This is a genomic window from Rhizobium sp. 21-4511-3d (assembly GCF_053522545.1).
In genome coordinates, this window is sequence record NZ_JBNWCF010000009.1 from 81,160 (window position 1) to 101,117 (window position 19,958).

Annotated in this window: 12 protein-coding genes and 1 pseudogene; 8 read left to right on the plus strand and 5 right to left on the minus strand. The window is 61.8% G+C overall.

All coding sequences use genetic code 11. The features are described 5' to 3' along the window. The first annotated feature begins 48 nt into the window (after positions 1-48). From htpX to purH, 4 genes are all read left to right on the plus strand, one after another. Entirely contained in the window at positions 49-1,011 is a 963-nt protein-coding gene (htpX, locus tag ACQZ5H_RS20030) for a zinc metalloprotease HtpX (protein WP_449098848.1), read from the plus strand. Beyond that, a complete protein-coding gene (locus ACQZ5H_RS20035; protein ID WP_449098849.1) occupies positions 1,002-2,387 on the plus strand; it encodes an RsmB/NOP family class I SAM-dependent RNA methyltransferase in 1,386 nt (461 codons plus the stop codon). The genes htpX and ACQZ5H_RS20035 overlap by 10 nt, the downstream gene beginning before the upstream one ends. A gap of 112 nt (positions 2,388-2,499) precedes the next feature. Then, entirely contained in the window at positions 2,500-4,173 is a 1,674-nt protein-coding gene (locus ACQZ5H_RS20040; RefSeq protein WP_148194754.1) for a heparinase II/III domain-containing protein, read from the plus strand. Between the two features lie 97 nt (positions 4,174-4,270). After that, on the plus strand, positions 4,271-5,887 hold the full coding sequence (gene purH, locus ACQZ5H_RS20045; protein ID WP_449098850.1) for a bifunctional phosphoribosylaminoimidazolecarboxamide formyltransferase/IMP cyclohydrolase: 1,617 nt from the start codon (positions 4,271-4,273) through the stop codon (positions 5,885-5,887). 36 nt (positions 5,888-5,923) lie between these two features. On the opposite strand, the gene ACQZ5H_RS20050 is transcribed toward purH, so the two are convergent. Together ACQZ5H_RS20050 and ACQZ5H_RS20055 are read right to left on the minus strand one after the other, a co-directional pair. Continuing rightward, positions 5,924-7,324 (minus strand): MFS transporter, encoded by a 1,401-nt coding sequence (locus tag ACQZ5H_RS20050; RefSeq protein ID WP_112718093.1) that lies wholly within the window; start codon positions 7,322-7,324, stop codon positions 5,924-5,926. 31 nt (positions 7,325-7,355) lie between these two features. Beyond that, entirely contained in the window at positions 7,356-12,134 is a 4,779-nt protein-coding gene (locus ACQZ5H_RS20055) for an NAD-glutamate dehydrogenase (RefSeq protein WP_449098851.1), read from the minus strand. Between the two features lie 277 nt (positions 12,135-12,411). On the opposite strand from ACQZ5H_RS20055, the gene pdxY reads away from it, so the two are divergent. The 3 genes from pdxY (at position 12,412) to ACQZ5H_RS20070 (ending at position 15,675) form a co-directional block, all read left to right on the plus strand. After that, positions 12,412-13,290 carry a pyridoxal kinase PdxY gene (pdxY, locus tag ACQZ5H_RS20060; RefSeq protein ID WP_130283005.1) on the plus strand — a complete coding sequence of 293 codons (879 nt, stop codon included), beginning with the start codon at positions 12,412-12,414 and terminating at the stop codon, positions 13,288-13,290. A gap of 62 nt (positions 13,291-13,352) precedes the next feature. Then, positions 13,353-13,994, plus strand: coding sequence for a carbonic anhydrase (locus tag ACQZ5H_RS20065; protein ID WP_112718099.1), 642 nt, complete (start codon positions 13,353-13,355; stop codon positions 13,992-13,994). A gap of 91 nt (positions 13,995-14,085) precedes the next feature. Next, positions 14,086-15,675 carry a GGDEF domain-containing protein gene (locus ACQZ5H_RS20070; protein WP_449098852.1) on the plus strand — a complete coding sequence of 530 codons (1,590 nt, stop codon included), beginning with the start codon at positions 14,086-14,088 and terminating at the stop codon, positions 15,673-15,675. Between the two features lie 57 nt (positions 15,676-15,732). Here ACQZ5H_RS20070 and ACQZ5H_RS20075 read toward each other — a convergent pair whose 3' ends face one another. The 3 genes and pseudogenes from ACQZ5H_RS20075 to ACQZ5H_RS20085 all read right to left on the minus strand — a co-directional run bounded on the left by ACQZ5H_RS20075 (position 15,733) and on the right by ACQZ5H_RS20085 (position 18,080). After that, positions 15,733-16,554 (minus strand): lytic murein transglycosylase, encoded by an 822-nt coding sequence (locus tag ACQZ5H_RS20075; protein ID WP_112718103.1) that lies wholly within the window; start codon positions 16,552-16,554, stop codon positions 15,733-15,735. Positions 16,555-16,744: 190 nt separating this feature from the next. After that, positions 16,745-17,779 (minus strand): aspartate-semialdehyde dehydrogenase, encoded by a 1,035-nt coding sequence (locus tag ACQZ5H_RS20080; RefSeq protein ID WP_112718105.1) that lies wholly within the window; start codon positions 17,777-17,779, stop codon positions 16,745-16,747. A 111-nt stretch (positions 17,780-17,890) separates the two neighbouring features. Beyond that, a pseudogene (locus ACQZ5H_RS20085) lies at positions 17,891-18,080 on the minus strand (hypothetical protein). Positions 18,081-18,191: 111 nt separating this feature from the next. Between ACQZ5H_RS20085 and ACQZ5H_RS20090 the strand changes: the two are divergent. Then, positions 18,192-19,940 (plus strand): alkaline phosphatase, encoded by a 1,749-nt coding sequence (locus tag ACQZ5H_RS20090; RefSeq protein ID WP_449098853.1) that lies wholly within the window; start codon positions 18,192-18,194, stop codon positions 19,938-19,940. Positions 19,941-19,958: the final 18 nt, after the last annotated feature.

Sequence of the window (19,958 nt, forward strand, 5' to 3'; positions counted from 1 at the left end):
GGGCCGATTGAAACCCTTGAGCCGCCACATAGGAGATGGAGACCATCGATGAACCTCGTTCGTACTGCCATGTTGCTTGCCTTCATGACGGCCCTGTTCATGTTCGTCGGATTCCTGATCGGTGGCCGCAGCGGCATGATGATCGCCTTTCTTGTCGCCGCCGGCATGAACTTCTTCTCCTACTGGAATTCGGGAAACATGGTGCTGTCGGCCTATCGCGCCCAGGAGGTCGATGAGCGCAATGCGCCTGAATTCTACGGCATTGTTCGAGATCTGGCGCGAAATGCCGGCCTGCCGATGCCCAGGGTCTATCTCTACGACAATCCGCAGCCGAATGCCTTTGCGACCGGCCGCAATCCCGAGAACGCCGCCGTTGCCGCCTCGACTGGCCTTCTTCAGGTTCTGTCGCCGCAGGAAGTGGCTGGCGTCATGGCGCATGAGCTCGCTCACGTTCAAAACCGCGACACGCTGACAATGACGATCACCGCGACACTCGCCGGTGCGATCTCGATGCTTGGCAATTTCGCCTTCTTCTTTGGCGGTAATCGCGGCAACAACAATAATCCGCTCGGCTTCATCGGCGTTCTCGTCGCGATGATCGTGGCGCCTTTGGCTGCCATGCTGGTGCAGATGGCGATCAGCCGCACACGCGAATATTCGGCCGACCGGCGCGGTGCCGAGATTTGCGGCAATCCGCTGTGGCTTGCCTCGGCGCTTGGCAAGATCGCCCGCGGCACGGCGCAGGTGCCGAATTATGACGCGGAGCGCAATCCGGCGACGGCGCATATGTTCATCATCAATCCGCTCTCCGGCGAGCGCATGGACAACCTGTTTTCGACCCATCCGAACACCGAAAACCGCATCGCCGCGCTGCAGGAAATGGCCCGCGGCGGCATGAATGTCTCGACTGCACCGGTTCGGACTGCTAATCCGTCGCGGAAATCGCGCTCTGTTCCGGATACCGGCCTTGGCCGCGGTGATCCCCAACCGCCTAAAGGTCCGTGGTCTTGAATTCGAACGGCAAGAAGCCAGCCAACAAGAACAGCAACAAGCCGGGTGAACGTCCGCCGGCAAAGCCCGGTCTGCAGGCGCGCTCCGCTGCTGCCAAGATTCTTGCTGCGGTCGTCGACAAGAAGCTGCCGCTCGATGGCGCTCTCGATCACGAGCACGGCAATCCGGCCTATAAGGCGCTCGGCGAAAGCGACCGCGCGCTTGTCCGCGCGATTCTGAACTCTGCGCTCCGGCATCTGCCGCGCATTGATGCAGCGATTGCCTCGCTTCTCGATTCCCCGCTGCCGGATGGCGCACGCGCTCTGCATCACGTTCTCGTCGTCGGTGCGGCGCAGATCCTTTATCTCGACGTGCCCGATCATTCGGCCGTCGACCTTGCCGTCGAGCAGGCGAACAACGATCCCCGCAACCGCCGCTTTGCCAAGCTCGTCAACGCCATCCTGCGCCGTCTCGGCCGCGAGAAGGAAGCGATCCTGGCCTCCGTTGCCGATGTTCCGGCCATGCCGGACTGGTTCCTGGCGCGTCTGACCAAAGCTTACGGCAGGCAAGCGGCGCTCGCCATTTCGGATTCCCAGCTGGAACCCGCGGCAATCGACCTGACCGTGAAAGCCGATGCCGTCGGCTGGGCAGAGCGTCTGAACGGCGCCGTGCTGCCGACGGGCGGTGTGCGGCTGGCCGCCTTCGATGGCAGCATTCCCTCGCTTGAAGGCTTTGAGGACGGCGCCTGGTGGGTACAGGATGCTGCAGCCAGCATCCCCGCGAAACTGCTCGGCGATCTCACCGGCAAGCGCGTTGCCGATCTCTGCGCTGCGCCGGGCGGCAAGACGGCCCAGCTGATCCTCGCCGGCGGCAAGGTCACGGCGATCGATCAGTCTGAAAACCGCCTGAAGCGGTTGCGTTCCAATCTGGCAAGGCTCGGGCTGGAAGCGGAAACGCTGGTCACGGATCTCACCAAGTTCCAGCCTGAAGAGGGTTTCGATGCGATCCTGCTCGACGCTCCCTGCTCCTCGACCGGCACGACCCGGCGCCATCCGGATGTTCTCTGGACCAAGGGGCCGGAGGAGATCGAGAAGCTGGCCGGTGTCCAGGAGCGGCTGCTGCGTCACGCGCTGGCGTTTCTGAAGCCCGATGGCGTCATCGTCTTCTCGAACTGCTCGCTCGATCCCGCCGAAGGCGAGGATGTGATCGCGCGTGTTCTGGCCGATGTGCCCGGCATTGCCCGGGTACCGATCGAGACGGCATCCTGGCCGGGCCTTGAGCAGGCCATCAGCCCGCTTGGCGATTTCCGCACGACCCCCGTCATGCTGCCGATGGCTGATGGGATCGCTTCGGGGCTGGATGGTTTCTATGCCGCGGTGTTGCGACGTGTTGCCTGATTGCAAGGCAGCTTCTTATATTTCATCTTTGTCACGAATTAATGCAGCCCACCCGGTGAAAGCGGCTCTCGTTCACCTATTCTTAATCACGAGGGTCAATAGAAAATAAATTATGCAATCCGGCGGGCGTTTTTGGACTTTGTATGTTCGGGAGGCTTGGCGGCGCGTGTCGCGCCGTGCTGCTCTGCTGCGCCTGCGCGCCTTCCGTCATACCATTCAGGCGCCGGAGCGCCTGATCGTTGCGCCGACCGATCTGCGCGCCATCGATTCTCACGTCGCCGACGAGATCATGAACGGGCGCTTTCCGCTGGCGGGGCGGATGCTCGAGACCAACGGCAAGTCGCCCTTCGCTTTCACTTTGCCCTCGCGCGCCTTCGCCAATCGCCTGCATGGCTTCGGCTGGCTGCGGCATATGCGGGCCTACAAGAGCGATCGTGCGTCGCTGATCGCCCGCTCGATCGTCGATAGCTGGCTGTCCCTGCATTCCGGCCGCATCGAAGGCGTGGCCTGGGAAATCGATGTCACGGCGCAGCGGGTCATCGCCTGGCTGTCACATTCGCCTGTCGTGCTGCACAATGCCGACCGCGGTTTCTATCGCCGCTTCATGCGCTCGCTTGCCTTTCAGGTGCGGTATCTGCGGCGGATGGCGCCTTATGCGCCTGCGGGCGAAGTGCTCTTCCGCCTGCGGATTGCGCTCGCCATGGCGTCGATCTCCATGCCGATGCGCGCTGGTGCGCTGCGCAAGGCCGCCTTGGCGCTCGACAATGAATTCGATCTGCAGATCCTTCCCGATGGGGGACACATCTCGCGCAATCCCCGCGCCGGGCTTGAACTCCTGCTCGATCTGCTGCCGCTTCGCCAAACCTATGTGAATCTCGGCCATGATCTGCCGCAGAAGCTGATCTCCGGCATCGACCGCATGTATCCGGCGCTGCGCTTCTTCCGGCATCAGGATGGTGATCTTGCGCTCTTCAACGGCGCCACCTCGACGCTTGCCAATGAGTTGATGTCGGTGCTGCGCTATGACGAGACCGCGGGCCAGCCATTCAAGGCGATGCCGCATTCGCGCTATCAGCGGCTGGCGGCAGGAAAGACCGTCGTTATTGCCGATACCGGCACGCCCCCGGTGGGTCCGTTGTCCCGCACCGCGCATGCCGGTTGCCTGTCTTTCGAGATGTCGTCCGGGCGCCATCGCTTCATCGTCAACTCCGGTTCACCGAAATTTGCCGGCAAGCGCTATGTACAGATGGCACGCACCACGGCGACGCATTCGACGGTAACGCTGAACGATACGTCCTCCAGCCACTTCTCGCCTTCGGAATTCCTTGGTCACGTGATGACCGATATGGTGGATAGCGTGACGGTAGAGCGTGCCGAGACGGAAGACGGACGTGATGGGCTGAAGATGGTTCACGATGGCTATCTGCGCGATTTCGGCGTGCTGCACGAGCGCGAGTTGTCGATGAACTCGGCGGGCGCTATCATCGCCGGCCGCGACCGGCTGATCCTGCCGGGCGAGAAAGTCAGCGACGAGCCGCTGAAGGCGGCGGTGCGCTTTCACATCCACCCGTCGATCAATCTGAAACAGAACGACCGGGAATCCATCCTGCTGACCGCGCCTGATGGCGAGAGCTGGCTGTTTTCCTCTCCCGGCAACGAAGTGCTGATTTCGGAAGACATCTTCTTTGCCGATGCCTCCGGCATCTGCGGTTCCGATCAGATCGAAATCGACTTCGATTTCGCTGAAAAGCCGGAAATTCGCTGGTTTCTGTCCCGCAAGAGCTAGTCGGCATTTACGCGGCGGCAGCGCTCGTGCTAACGCGGCGCCATAATCCTATACGTCCCTCGCCGGATGTCTCCCGAAGCCCGAACGGAGAAGGTTCATGGCCGTCATTTCCAAGAAGATCCCCGCCCCCGACAAGGTCAAAGCAAAGACCGCGCTGCTGTCCGTCTCCGACAAGACCAGTATCGTCGAGCTTGCCAAGGCGCTGTCGGAAAAGGGCGTTCGCCTGCTCTCGACCGGCGGCACGCACAAGGCGATTGCCGCTGCCGGTCTCGATGTCACCGACGTTTCCGAAGTCACCGGCTTTCCTGAGATCATGGATGGCCGCGTCAAGACGCTGCATCCGACGGTTCATGGCGGCCTGCTCGCTATCCGCGACGATGCCGAGCATCAGGACGCGATGAAGAAGCACGGCATCGAAGGCATCGATATCGCCGTCATCAACCTCTATCCGTTCGAGGAGGTTCGCGCTGCCGGCGGCGATTATCCGACGACCGTCGAGAATATCGACATCGGTGGCCCGGCGATGATCCGCGCTTCGGCGAAGAACCATGCTTACGTCACCATCCTCACGGATCCGGCCGATTATGCCGAGCTGCTGCAGCAGCTTTCCGATGATGCCGGCCAGACGAGCTACAGCTTCCGCCAGCGCATGGCCGCCAAGGCCTATGCCCGCACGGCGGCTTACGACGCGATGATCTCGAACTGGTTTGCCGAAGCGCTGGCAATCGATACGCCGCGCCACCGGGTGATCGGCGGCGTTCTCAAGGAAGAGATGCGCTACGGCGAAAACCCGCACCAGAAGGCTGCCTTCTACGTGACCGGCGAGCAGCGCCCGGGCGTTTCGACTGCCGCTCTCCTGCAGGGCAAGCAGCTCTCCTACAACAATATCAACGATACCGATGCGGCCTACGAGCTCGTTTCCGAGTTCCTGCCGGAGAAGTCTCCTGCCTGCGCCATCATCAAGCATGCCAATCCCTGCGGCGTGGCAACAGGCCCGACGCTGCTCGAAGCCTACAAGCGGGCGCTCGCCTGCGATTCCGTTTCGGCTTTCGGCGGCATTATCGCGCTGAACCAGACGCTGGATGCGCAAACGGCCGAAGAGATCATCAAGCTCTTCACCGAAGTGATCATCGCACCTGATGTGACCGAGGAAGCCAAGGCGATCGTCGCCAAGAAGCCGAACCTGCGCCTGCTGTCGGCCGGTGGTCTTCCCGATCCGCGCGTTGCCGGCATCACTGCCAAGACGGTTTCCGGCGGTCTGCTGGTTCAGACCCGCGATAACGGCATGGTCGAGGATCTCGAGCTGAAGGTCGTCACCAAGCGTGCGCCGACGGCCCAGGAACTCGAAGACATGAAGTTCGCCTTCAAGGTCGGCAAGCATGTGAAGTCGAATGCCGTCGTTTACGCCAAGGACGGCCAGACCGCCGGTATCGGCGCCGGCCAGATGAGTCGCGTCGACTCTGCCCGTATCGCCGCCCTGAAGGCCGAGGAAGCAGCAAAGGCGCTTGGCCTGCCGGTTCCGATGACAAAGGGTGCGGCAGTTGCCTCCGAGGCCTTCCTGCCCTTCGCCGATGGTCTGCTGTCGATGATTGCAGCGGGCGCTACCGCGGTGATCCAGCCGGGCGGCTCGATGCGTGACCAGGAGGTCATTGACGCGGCCAACGAGCACAATATCTCGATGGTCTTTACCGGAATGCGGCACTTCCGCCATTGATCAAGAAAGCCCCGGCCTCGAGCCGGGGTTTTTCGTTCAGGCCTTCTTCCTGTCAGCCGGATAAGGCGTGAAGAACAGCAGCGCCAGGCCGCCGATCAGGAAGATCACCAGCGTTGCCATGCCGAGCCGGGCGGAGCCGCTGGAATAGGTAACGATCGAGAACATCAGCGTCGCCATGAAGCTGGTGGCGCGGCCGGAGAGCGCATAGATGCCGAAATAGCGTCCGGCCTCCTCCAGGCTGACGCTGCGTGCCAGATACGAGCGCGATGAGGCCTGGACAGGCCCGAACGCAAGGCCGATCAGCAATCCGTAGAGAATGTAAGCCTTTTCGGCGGCGGTGCCGAAGAAGCCCCCGGAATCGGCAACGGGCAGTTCGATCAGGCCGAAGAGCGTATAGCCCGGTCCCGTCGAGATGATCCCGACAGTGGCGATGAGCAGCATGATCAGGCTGATGACGATCGTCACCTTCGAGCCGATGCGGTGATCGATGCGGCCGGCAATGATGCAGCCGAAGATCGCGACGACATTGAGGATGATGCCGTAAAGGCCGATCTCGATGGTCGCCCAGCCGAACATGCCGGCGGCGAAGGTGCCGCCGAGGATCAGCAGGCCGTTGACGCCGTCCTGATAGATCATGCGGGCGAGCAGGAACTTCAGGATGCCCTTGCGGTGTTTCAGTTCGCCGATCGTGTTGCGAACCTCTGCGAGCCCCACCTTTACGGCGCGGCCGAACGGTATGCCTTTCGGCGCATCAGGCGTGAAGAGGAACATCGGGATGATAAAGATCAGGTACCAGACCGCGGAAATCGGTCCGGTGACGCGGGCGTCCTCGCCGGTGTGGGGATCGAGCCCGAAGAGCGGATCGAAGCCGAGCAGCGTCTTGCCGGTTTCGAGGCTGCCGGCGAGCAGGGTGACGACGGCGATCAGCACGATCATGCCGCCGAGATAACCGAGGCCCCAAGCGGTGTTGGAGAGTCGTCCGACTTCGTCCTTGCCGACCAGCCGCGGCATCATCGAATCGTTGAAGACGATCGAAAATTCGGCGGCGATCGACGCCAGGATCATGAAGATCATTGGATAGATGACCGGAGAGCCCGGTGCCGCAAACCAGAGGCCGAACAGGCTGGCGATCTTGATGACCGCGAAGAAGCCGATCCAGGGCTTTCTGGCGCCAGATTGGTCGGCGATCGAACCCAGGATCGGTGAAAGCACAGCGATGATCACCGAGGAGATCGTCGCCATGTTGCTCCACATGGCCTGGGCATGGACGGGATCGGTGGTGAGCCGAGAGACGAAATAGGGACCGAAGATGAAGGTGGTGACGACGGTGAAGAACGGCTGCGCCGCCCAATCGAAAAACATCCAGCCCCAGATACCCGCCTCCGGCGCTTTCTGCGGCGCCGGAGTTCCCTCTCCCGTCCAGTCGATTCTGCTCACACGTCCGCTCCCATTGTCGCGGCGGACTGTGTCACCTCGTCCGGTCGCGCGCAAGATCGGTCAGGAGACCTGCGGCGACGGTGATCCGGGCGAGATTCGGCTCGCCGCTGTCGCCGAGGCTGGATAGCTCCTCGGTGATGCGGTTGATGCGGATACGATCGACCGCATGCCAGGCCTGAACCGGCAGCTTTTCCTTGCCGTGCTCCGAGAGCGCCGAGATGACGATGTCGCGGCGCGCACTGGCGATCTGGTCGATACTGCGGGCCAGAGCCAGGTTCTCGTAGTGATCGGAAGTGACGATCCGGTTGCCGGCGGCAAGCAGGCGGCCGATGCGGAAGGTCTGCGATACTGCGAAATAGCTCTCGGCTGCGCGTGCGAGCGCTTCGCCCGTCCGCTCGGCGATCTGCATGATCTCCGGCACCAGTGCAAAGCCCGGAAGGCCGGCGATGTCGGCTGCCAGCTTCTCGGGCAGACCGGCTTCCTGAAACTCCGTCTGTCGCGCTTCGAACTCGGCGGGCGCCTGTGCCGCGAAAGACGGCTTCAGCTTCTTCAGAGCTGCCTGCAGCCGGCTAACGGTTTCGGCGATATCGCCCTTGGCCATACCGGTTTTCAGCATCAGACGGGTCAAGACCGTGAAGCTATGGCCGATCTCTTCGTAGATGCGGTTCTGCATCTGGCCGGAAATCTTGCCATCCAGCGCATCTGTTTCGCTCCAGAGGCGCGTCAGATCGAAGCCATCGCGGGCGATGATTGCGGCACGGACGACTTCGGCTGCGGAGGCTGCCGTCGCATCGACCATGCTGACGGCAAAGGCCGGGCCGCCGCGATTGATCGCTTCGTTGGCCAGAACCGTTGCGACGATTTCGCGCTTCAGGCGGTGGCTGTCGATATCGGCGGCGTTGGTCTTCTGCATCTTCGCCGGGAAATACCCCGACAGCGTCGAGGCGAAATAGGGATCGTCAGGCAGGTCGCTGGCGATCAGCGCGTCGAAGAGCACGATCTTGGCGTAGGAAAGCAGGACGCCGATTTCCGGGCGGGTCAGCGGCTTGCCAGCTGCGTACCGCTCGGCGAGCGTTGCATCGTCAGGGAGCGTCTCGACCTTGCGGTTCAGCTGCTTTGCGCCTTCGAGAACGGTCATGAAGCGGGCAAGTTCCAGGCCGTTGGCGGTGCCCTTGCGCTCGGTCAGCGAGATCGCGAGCGACTGCAGATAGTTGTTGCGCAGCACGAGGCTCGCGACTTCGTTGGTCATGGAGGACAGCAGCTGGTCGCGCTTGGAACGCGTCAGGCGGCTGTCATGCATGGCGTTGGCGAGTGCGATCTTGATGTTGACCTCGACGTCCGAGGTGTTGACGCCGGCGGAGTTGTCGATGGCGTCGGAATTGCTGCGGCCGCCCTTCAGACCGTAGGCGATACGGCCCTTCTGGGTGACGCCGAGATTGGCGCCCTCGCCGATCACCTTGGCGCGGACATCGTCGGCGCTGATGCGGATCGGGTCGTTGGCGCGGTCACCGACTTCGGTGTCGGTTTCGGCCGCGGCCTTTACATAGGTACCGATGCCACCGAACCAGAGCAGGTCGACCGGGCTCTTGAGGATCGCGGTCATGATCTCGAACGGTGTCGCCACGGACTTGTCGATGCCGATCGCAGCGACAGCTTCAGGCGTCAGCGTTACCGACTTTGCGGCACGGGAGATGATCATCGCGCCCTTCGACAGAACCGACTTGTCGAAATCCTGCCAGCTGGAGCGGGCGAGATTGAACAGGCGCTGACGCTCGCCGAGCGTCTTCTCCATATCCGGATCGGGATCGATGAAGATGTCGCGGTGGTCGAAGGCGGCGAGCAGCCGGATCTTCGGGGAGAGCAGCATGCCGTTGCCGAAGACGTCGCCCGACATGTCGCCGACGCCGGCGACGGTGAAGGGCGCCGTCTGGATGTCGATATCCATTTCGCGGAAGTGGCGCTTCACGGTCTCCCAGGCGCCACGCGCGGTGATGCCCATCTTCTTGTGGTCGTAACCGGCCGATCCACCCGATGCGAAGGCGTCGTCCAGCCAGAAGCCGGCTTCCTGCGCCAGCGCGTTGGCCGTGTCGGAGAAAGTCGCGGTGCCCTTGTCGGCGGCGACGACGAAATAGGGGTCGTCGCCATCGATGCGAACCGTGTTGGCGGGCGGCACGATATCGGCGCCGGAGATGTTGTCGGTGATCGACAGCAGCGTGCGGATATAGGTCTTGTAGGCTTCGCGGCCGGCGTTGAAGATCTCGTCGCGGCTGCCGCCGACCGGGAGCTTCTTCGGATAGAAGCCGCCCTTGGCGCCAACGGGAACGATGACGGCGTTCTTGACCTGCTGTGCCTTCACGAGACCCAGCACTTCCGTGCGATAATCCTCGGCGCGGTCGGACCAGCGCAGGCCGCCACGGGCGACCTTGCCGAAGCGCAGGTGAACACCCTCGACCTCAACGCCATAGACGAAGATTTCGCGGAAGGGCAGCGGCTGCGGCAGGCCATCGACCAGATGCGGGTCGAGCTTGAAGGCGAGCATCGCCTTGGTCGAGCCATCCTCGTTGCGCTGGAAATAGTTGGTGCGCAGCGTGGCGTCGACGACGTTGATATAGCGGCGCAGGATGCGGTCGTCGTCGAGGCTCGGAACGTTGGCGAGCGCCGTTTCGATCGACTGGTGCAGATCGGCAAGCTTCTTCAGCCGCGGCTTCTCGGCGACCGCCGGATCCATGGTTTCATGGAAGAGGCGGAAGATCGCTGCTGCGATATCAGGGTATTTGTCGAGCGTAGCGGCGATATAATCCTGCGAATAGGCAATACCTGCCTGGCGCAGATAGCGCGCATAGGCACGCAGCACGTTGGTTTCGCGGGCGGAGAGGGCCGCCGAGAGAATCAGCCGGTTGAAGCTGTCATTGTCGATCGTGCCGTTGAAGGCGGCAACGAAAGCTTCCTCCAGCGGCGCGCCGAAGCGGCCGAGATCGATGTCGGTGCCGCTGCGGGCTTCGAGCTCCATATCGTGGAGCACCACGATGCTGGTGGCGCCATCGGCAGCGGGGACTTCGATATCGAAGGTCCGTTCGCTGAGCACATTGAAGCCGAGATTTTCGAGCAGCGGAACACGGCGCGAGAGCGGCAGCTGTTCGCCGCTGTGGAAGATCTTCAGGGACAGGATGCGCCCGCGCTCGTTGTCGTCGCGGTAATAGAACTCGATGCGGATCGGTTCGCCGGCTGCGCATGCGCTGATATCGGGAAGATCGCCGACGGCTTCATCCGGCGAGAAGGCTTCCTGGAAAGCGTTGCTGACGCTGATCCGGGGCGCCTTCGGGCCTGCCAGCATTTCGAAGCGGCTGTCCCAGCGGGCGGTGATCGCCCGGATCGCTTCCTCGAGCTTGGCCTGGGGAATGCGCGGCGTCTTGCCGCCGGAGCGGCCGATGATGAAGTGGACACGGGCGACGCCGCCTTCCGGGAAGGCCGGGTAATAGGCGGAAACGCGGCCGTCATAGACGGTCTTCAAGTAGGTGCCGATCTTCTCGCGGACGATCGAGTCATATTCTTCGCGCGGCACATAGATGATGACGGAAACGAAGCGGTCGAAATGGTCGATGCGCGGCAGGACGCGCACGCGCGGCCGGTCGGCGAGGTCGTTGATCTGCTCGGCAAAGCTCGACAGCAGCGTCGTGTCGATCTGGAAGAGATCGTCGCGCGGATAGGATTCCAGCGTGTTGTCGAGCATGCGGCCGGAGTGGCTCATCGGGTCGAAGCCGAAATGCTCCTTCACCTTGGCGATCTTCGAGCGGATCAGCGGGATCTCGGACGCCCAGGACGTATAGGCCGTCGATGTGAAGAGGCCGACGATGCGGAGTTCGCCGGTGACGTTGCCATCCTTGTCGAAACGCTTGACGCCGACATAGTCCATATAGGCGCGGCGGTGGACCACCGATTTGACGTTGGCCTTGGTGACGATCAGGAAATCCGGGCCGTCGAGGAAGGCGAGGATCTCGGGCGTCGTCGTCACCGCATCCTTGCCGGTGCGCAGGACGAGAACGTCGGGATTGGAGAGAATACCGAGGCCGGTGCCCTTGTCGCGCTCCACCTTGGCGCCGGCGCCCTTGCCGGAATAGACGTATTCGCGCATGCCGAGGAAGGTGAAGTTCTCATCGCGCAGCCAGGTGAGGAAGGCGAGTGCTTCGTCGCGGTCTGCCTTCTTGCGGCTGGAGCCATATTCACGCAGCTCGTCGATCGCCGTATCGAGCTTGGAGAGCATCGGCTTCCAGTCGGAAACCGCCTGATCGACCTGCTCCAGCACCGTTTTGATGCGCTTCTGCAGGTCGGCGGCCTGGGCCGATGTCAGCGGCGAAATATGGATCTGGATATGGCTGACGCGCTTTGCCGGATCGCTCGGCTCGTCGGCAGAGTAGAGCTCGGGAGCCTTGCCGTCTTCGAGGACCAGAATGGGGTGAACCGCCATGAAGAGATCGCGGTAGGTGCTGGTCACCTCGCCCATCACCGACTCGTAGAGGAAGGGCATGTTGTGGTCGGTGATCGTCAGAACCGATACGGCAATGCCCGCGGGCTCGACATCCGCGATGGTGTCGATGCTGACGCGCGGCGTCTTGCCGTTCCAGGCCTGCAATTCGCGGGCGGAATGGACCGCCGACAGCGCGAGCATCTCCGGGGTGTAGCGGTCGAGATCGTCGCCGCTGGCGCGGCCGAAGAGAATTTCGGGCTCAAGAAATTTGTCGCCGGTCGCGGCCGCGATCTTCTTGGCGCTCTCGATCTGCTTTTCACGTTTCGGATTTTGTCTTACGGCCATTTCAGATGCTCCCCCCGAGTCGGTCGGTTTTGGGCAAAATATCAGAAGAGTTATCGAAAAAATCTCTAAAAGAGGCGGTTTGACGGCAGCTTTCGTTCATTTTCGCCCCTGTTTGGATCACTTTCCGGAAGAATTGACGCTTATCTCGAATGGCTAAAATAAGTCGTCTCCGGTTTTCTCCGTCCGCTTCGCGACCTTTCCACGCAGAGATGAAGAACGGTTGACAGCTGTGGCGCAAAAAGGGGATCAACGGCGCATCGGGTTCAGGACCATCATCATGCCAGAAAATACCGCTGCCGGAACGGTTATCGTCATCTCCAGTCACGTCGTTCGTGGTTCGGTCGGCAATCGCGCCGCCGTCTTCGCGCTTGAAACGCTCGGACATCAGGTCTGGGCTCTTCCGACGGTGGTTTTGCCCTGGCATCCCGGGCATGGCCGCTCGACACGGCTGACCTTTGCCGAAGCCGACTTCGATGCGGCGATCGATGATCTGATCCGCGCGCCCTGGGTAGGCGAGGTGAAGGCGGTGCTGTCAGGCTATTTCGGCAATGCGGCGCAGGCCAAGTCGGTGGCCCGGCTGGTGAGCTCGCTGCGGCAGGGCAATCCGGATCTTCTCTATGTCTGCGACCCCGTCATGGGCGATCTCGGCGGGCTCTATGTGCCGCAGGCGACGGCCGAGGCGATCCGCGATCACCTGATCCCGCTTGCCTCGCTCGCGACACCCAACCGCTACGAGCTCGCCTGGATGGCCGGCGCGCCGCTCGATGACAACAATGCCGTCATGGAGGCGGCCCTGTCGCTTGGCCCGTCGCGCATGCTGGTCACCTCGGCTGTTCCGATGATGAGCGGCGGGATCGGTAATCTCTATCTTTCCGGACGCCACGCGCTGCTTGCCGAGCATAGGGCGATCGACAATCCGCCGAATGGGCTCGGAGATCTCCTGGCTGCGCTCTTCATGTCACGGTTGCTCTCGGGCATGGATGACGAGAAGGCGCTGCAGCTGGCGACGGCCAGCGTCTATGAAGTGCTTGCCCGTGCCGTCAAACGCGGAAGCGACGAATTGACGCTTGCGAGCGATGCTTCCAGTCTCGCCACGCCGATGGCCATGGTGCAGATGCGCCGCCTCATGCATCCGGCGCAGCGGCGCAAGCAATAGCAACGACTCATTTTGCACTGCAGCAGTTGATCTTGCCCGCGCCAAGCGTTAATCGAAATGTCATGCAGCGTTTTCCTGGATCACTTCTCGACGGTTATCGCAACTTCATGAGCGGGCGCTATGCCGATGCGCGCGACCGCTACAAGACGCTTGCGGAAAACGGGCAGAGCCCGACCACGCTCGTCATCGCCTGCTGCGACTCCCGCGCGGCTCCGGAGTTGATCTTCGATGCCGGCCCGGGCGAGCTCTTCGTCATCCGGAACGTCGCCAATCTCGTGCCGCCCTATGAGCCGGACGGGCATTTCCATGCGACTTCGGCTGCTCTCGAATTTGCCGTACAGGCCCTCAAGGTGACCGACATCGTCGTCATGGGCCATGGCCGTTGTGGCGGTATCCGCGCTGCACTCGATCCGAGCTCAGAACCGCTTTCGCCGGGCGATTTCATCGGCCGCTGGATGTCGCTCGTCAAGGATGCCGCCGAGCAGATCGGCAGCAACGACGTCATGACCCAGACCGAGCGCCAGACGGCGCTCGAGCGTGTCTCGATCCGCAACTCGATCAACAATCTCAGGACCTTCCCCGAGGTCAAGGCGCTGGAAAAAGAGGGCAAGATCGCCCTTCACGGCGCCTGGTTCGACATCTCGACCGGCGAATTGTGGGTCATGGATGCCGAAACGCGCGATTTCATCCGCCCCGACGTATAGGCCTTCGCATATAGGTTTATGGGTTCTTTAGGGAATCCCGCTAGAATTTCATCGAAACACGTCTTCAACCTGCGGATTGCGGCGGCTTTCGATGAAGTTCGAAACGACCAACAAGATCATTCTCGCGGCCATCCTGCTGCCTTTCATCTTCATGATCGCCGAAGGCGTTCTGGTCGTACGCACGTCGTTCCGCCAGTATGTTTCGCTGGAAAAAGACTATCGTTTCGCTGATGTTCTGGCGCGCGGTGGCTCGATCGCGGCGAACGAGATCCTCGGCGAGACCGTTGCGACCAGGCAGTATCTCACCCATCCCGGTACCGACAATGCGGTCAGCATGCAGCAGAGCCGCGCGCGGCTCGATGAGGAGCGCCGGAAATTCCAGATGAGCCTGCCCTCGGCTGGCATGCTCGATGGCAATCTCCAGAACGAACTCTCCGATCTCGCACTTGCCTATAGCCGTATCATTTCGATCCGCGCCGCTGTCGACCGCGGATATTATGCCGGGGGCGATCCGGGCTATGTCTATTGGCAGGCGGCGCTGAAGCAGCTTGATGTTGTCGATGCGCTCTCGCCGCTGATCCAGGATCCCGTCCTGCTGGCAAAATCGAACGAGCTGATGGGTATCCTGCTGACCTATTACGGTGAGCGGCTGCTAACATTCATCGGCACGCGTCACCTGAGCGAGCACGGCTATTCGCTGCGCTCCAGCGACCTCTATGTGCAGGGCAAGATGATGCAGGCCGAGGGTATGGACCATATGGTCTTCCACTCGACGTCCCCGCTCGTCACGTCGATTAGCGATTACATGAAACTGCCGCAGCAGGTTCGTGCCGACGCGGTGACCGATGCGATCCTGACCCGCGAAGCGCGGCCTCCGCTGGAGGTCCGCAACGATTGGGCGGCGGCGCAGGCTGATCGCATCGCTTTCCTCAAGGAGAAGATCACCGAGGCGACTGCGGACATCCATCGCACCGGCGAAACGCTGGCGCAGCGCTCGCATCTGCATGTGATGCTGGTTTTCGTGCTCTGCGGCGGCTTGCTGCTGCTTGCTGGCGTTGTCGCGACATTGGCGACCAAGGGTCTCGGGATGATCTCGCGGCTGACACGGGAGCGTGAGGTTTTGGTCGGAGAGCTTCGCAGTGCGGCGCAGACGGATCTTCTGACCGGGCTTTATAACCGCCGTGGCTTCGAGGCGGCTGCAGCCGCCCTCTTCGAGCAGGCCAAAAGTGGGTCACGATGGATCTCGGTGGTGCTCTTCGATCTCGATCATTTCAAGAAGATCAACGATATCCATGGTCATGACGTCGGCGATATCGTGCTGCGCCACGTTGCGGCTGTCGCCAAGCATAATTTCCGCCAGTTCGATCTGCTGGTGCGCCATGGCGGGGAAGAGTTTCTTGCGCTGCTGCCCGATGTGACGCCGGATGAGGCGGCGGCCGTTGCCGAAGCCGTGCGTGAGGCGATAGAGCGTGCAGTCATCATATTGCCGGGCGGAGAAAGCCTGGTGGTCACCGCGAGCTTCGGCTGCGCCGGCCGCACGCAAGCCGGCGGCGGTCATCATTTTGAAGATCTGGTCAAGCGGGCGGATATGGCGCTCTATGCCGCCAAGGCCTCCGGACGCAATTGCGTCGTGGCGGGCTCACTGGTGCCGCAACCGATGGCACGAGCCGAAGCCAAATGAGAAAGGCGCCCATGAGGCGCCTTTCGATTTCGTCTGCAATCAATCTGTCGCCGAGGCTTACTGGCCGTCGATCTGCTGACCGATATAGGCGATTGCCTGCTGGTAGACTGTCGCGGCGTTCCAGCCCTGGATGGCGACGAAGTTCGGCTCGCCCGGCTGGTAGCCTGCGCCGGCGCGCCAGCCGTGACCCTTCAGGAAGTTTGCGGTCGATGCGAGAGCGTCGGCGCGCGAGCCGACCATGTCGACGCGGCCATCGCCATCGCCATCGGCGCCGAAGCGGACGACGTTGCGCGGCAGGAACTGCGTCTGGCCGATTTCGCCGTGCGCGGCGCCACGCGCCTGCGGGCTCAGATAGCCTTCGGAGACGAGCTGAAGGGCAGCGTAGAGCTGGTCGGTGAAATAGTCGGAGCGGCGGCAGTCGTAGGCCAGCGTCGAGACCGCAGACATGGTGTGCTGCGTGCCCATATAGCTGCCGAAGCCGGTTTCCATGCCCCAGATTGCGATCAGTGGGCCAGCGGGGACGCCGTAACGGCGCTCGATCGAGGTGAAGAGCGCCTGGTTGGAGCGCTTCATGCCCTTGCCGCGGGAGATGATCGCGGCGCCGCCGCGCTTCTGCATGAAGGCGTCGAAGGAGAGCTTGAAGCTCTTCTGGCCGCGGTCGGCGGCAATTGTCGGGCGATTGTAGGCGACGTTTGCGAAGGCGCGGTTGAGAACCGACTGGCTGACGCCCTGCGCTGCAGCTTCCTGCTTGAACTGCTGCACCCAGGCATCGAAGCCGGCGCCGTTATTGCCGCATTGCGCAGCATTGGCCGCTGCCGGAACTACATGGAAAGCGCCCACCGCCGCGATGGCCGCCACCAAGAACTTTGTCATGCGCATGAGAAACCCCGATCTCGATCTGCAGTCGCTGGAATGCCGGGCAGAATGCCAGCCGGGGGTGATTTTGTCACGATCACCTTTTAGCGAGATTGGCGGTCTGCCGCGCGATTGCCGTCTGCCTGTTTAAGGAAAAGCCCCGCAAGTCTGACGACATGCGGGGCTGATAGCAAGCTATGGTTAATATTCGGTATCAGGCGGCCTGCTTGCGCGGCTTGACGAGGCCGCGGTTGACCAGGAGTTCGGCGATCTGAATGGCGTTCAGAGCGGCGCCCTTGCGCAGGTTGTCGGAAACGACCCACATGTTGAGACCGTTCTCGACAGTCGCATCTTCGCGGATGCGCGAGATATAGGTCGCGTCTTCGCCGGCGGATTCGTAAGGCGTGATGTAGCCGCCGTTCTCATGCTTGTCGATGACCTGGCAGCCCGGGGCGTCGCGCAGGATATCGCGGGCCTGGTCGGCAGTAATCTCGTTTTCGAACTCGATGTTGACCGATTCCGAATGACCGATGAAGACGGGGACGCGAACCGCGGTGCAAGTCACCTTGATCTTCGGGTCGAGCATCTTCTTGGTCTCGGCCAGAACCTTCCACTCTTCCTTCGTGTAGCCGTCTTCCATGAACACGTCGATGTGCGGGATGACGTTGAAGGCGATCCGCTTGGTGAACTTCTTGTTCTCGATCGGATCGGCAACGAAGACGGCGCGCGTCTGGTTGAAGAGCTCGTCCATGCCGTCCTTGCCGGCGCCGGAAACCGACTGGTAGGTCGAGACGACCACGCGCTTGATCTTGGCAGCGTCATGCAGCGGCTTCAGGGCCACGACGAGCTGGGCGGTCGAGCAATTCGGGTTGGCAATGATGTTCTTCTTGGTGAAGAGCGAGATGGCGTCGGGGTTCACTTCCGGCACGATCAGCGGCACTTCGGCGTCGTAGCGCCAGGCCGAGGAGTTGTCGATGACGACGCAGCCCTGCTGGCCGATCTTCGGCGACCACTTCTTCGAGACGTCGCCACCGGCGGACATCAGGCAGATATCGGTGTCGGAGAAATCGTAGTTTTCGAGGTTGGAAACCTTGAGCGTGCGGTCGCCGTAGGAAACTTCCGTGCCCTGGGAGCGGGCGGAAGCGAGCGCCACGACTTCATCGGCTGGGAAGCCGCGTTCGGAAAGAATGTTGAGCATTTCCCGGCCGACGTTTCCGGTTGCTCCCGCGATTGCTACTTTGAAACCCATTTTAAGCTCTCTTTCTCTTCTCTCCTCTTGTCCGGTGAGGGGGGAAGGCGCGAAATCCTCGCGGCTTCCTGTCCCCAGCCGGGCCGGGGAGAGAGCGGCAGGCCAGAGACGTCAGACGGTTTTCGTCGTCGTTTTGGCCTTGGTTTTGGAAGAAACCGGAACGGCAATATCCATCCCGGCACTCAGTGCCCGGTCATTGCATGCAGCAATGGCGTGTTCGCGGCGAACCATGGATAATTCCTTTTCCGCCGTTGCTCTTAAAAGGTTTTCCACAGGAGTCAAGGTTTTTGCGCTGGCCCAACGGCCTCCCGGCGGCTGCGGCAGATTGTCATAGCGATGTCATCGACATGTCATCCCCGGCGGCTATCCCCGGCCCGTTGTTTATTGACTGCAACGAAAACGGGGGTTTTCCATGCGTATGATTTTTGCCGCTCTGGCGGCCACGACGATTCTTGCCGGTGCCGCACAGGCGGCCACCGTCTATCCGCTTGACCGTGCGACGATTCTCGCCGGCTCGCCGTTCGATTTCAAGGTCGAGCTCGGCAAGCAGGTCAAGGCTGAAGACATCAAGATCACGGTCAATGGTCAGGACTACAAGACGGTTCTCGGGGGCGAGGCCAAGTTTGTAGAACTGGAAAAGGGTAAGGAAGACAAGGCGCTCGGTTCCGCCATCATCCTGCGCGGCCTGACGATCGCCGCGCCCGGCGAGTACAAGGTCGAGGTTTCGGCCGGTGACGAGAAGAAGTCGGTCACCTGGAACGTCTACGGCACCGGCACCGCGCCGAAGGCCAAGAACGTTATCTTCCTGATCGGCGACGGTCTTTCCGTTGCGCATCGCACTGCTGCCCGCATCATGTCCAAGGGCATGACCGAAGGTAAGGCCAATGGCCGCCTGAACATGGACGATCTCGACCGTATGGCCTTCATTGGCACCTCGGCGACGGATTCGATCACGACGGACAGCGCCAACACGATGTCGGCCTACATGAGCGGCCATAAGGGCGCCATCAACTCGCTCGGCGTTTATGCCGACCGTACGCCCGATACGCTCGACGATCCGCGCGTCGAAACGCTCGGCGAAGCCCTGCGCCGCCAGACCGCCAAGTCGATCGGCATCATCACCACTTCGGAGCTCCAGGACGCCACGCCGGCTGCCGTCGTCTCCCATACCCGCCGCCGCGACGACAAGGCCGAAATCACCGGCATGCTGTTCGACGTGAAGCCGGATGTCGTTCTCGGTGGTGGCTCGGCCTACTTCCTGCCGCAGGCAACCGCGGGCTCGAAGCGCAAGGACGACAAGGACTATGTCAAGATGTTCCAGGACGCCGGCTACAAGCTTGCGACCGACAAGACGGAACTGTCGGCAGCTGCCGGCGCCAACGACGGCAAGATCCTCGGCCTGTTCCACACCGGCAACATGGATACGACGCTGGACCGTGAATTCCTGAAGAAGGGCACTGTCGGCAAGTTCCCGGCACAGCCGGGTCTCGTCGAGATGACCAAGGTCGCTCTCGATACGCTGTCGAAGAACCAGGAAGGTTTCTTTCTGGTCGTCGAAGCCGCGAATATCGACAAGATGACCCATCCGCTCGACAACGAGCGCGCTGTCGTCGACACGATCGAGTTCGACAAGGCAATCGGCGTTGCCAAGGAGTTTGCTGCCAGCAACCCGGATACGATGATCGTCGTCACCGGCGACCATACGCACGGCATTACCATCGTCGGCACGGTCGACGACACCGTTGAAGGCACCGACATGCGCGAGAAGGTCGCTGGTCGCGGCTTTACCAACTATGTCGACGCAAACAATGACGGCTATCCTGACAATATCGACGTTTCCAAACGTCTCGCGATGTTCGTATCGAACTATCCGGATCACTACGAAACTTTCCGTCCGAAGCTCGACAATCCGTTCACTCCGGCGGTTCAGAACGAGAAGAAGGATTTCGTCGCGAACGAAGCCTACAAGGATGTCCCCGGTGCCGTCTTCGTTCAGGGCAACCTGCCGAAGAGCCAGGCTTCCGGCGCTCACACCGTCGACGACTTGGTGCTGCAGGCAACCGGCCCCGGCGCCGAAGGCTTCAAGGGCTATATGGAACAGAGCGACGTCTATCGCGTGCTGGCCGATGCCTTCGCGCTCGGCGCGAAGCAAACCAACTGATCCATCGGGGGACACCGT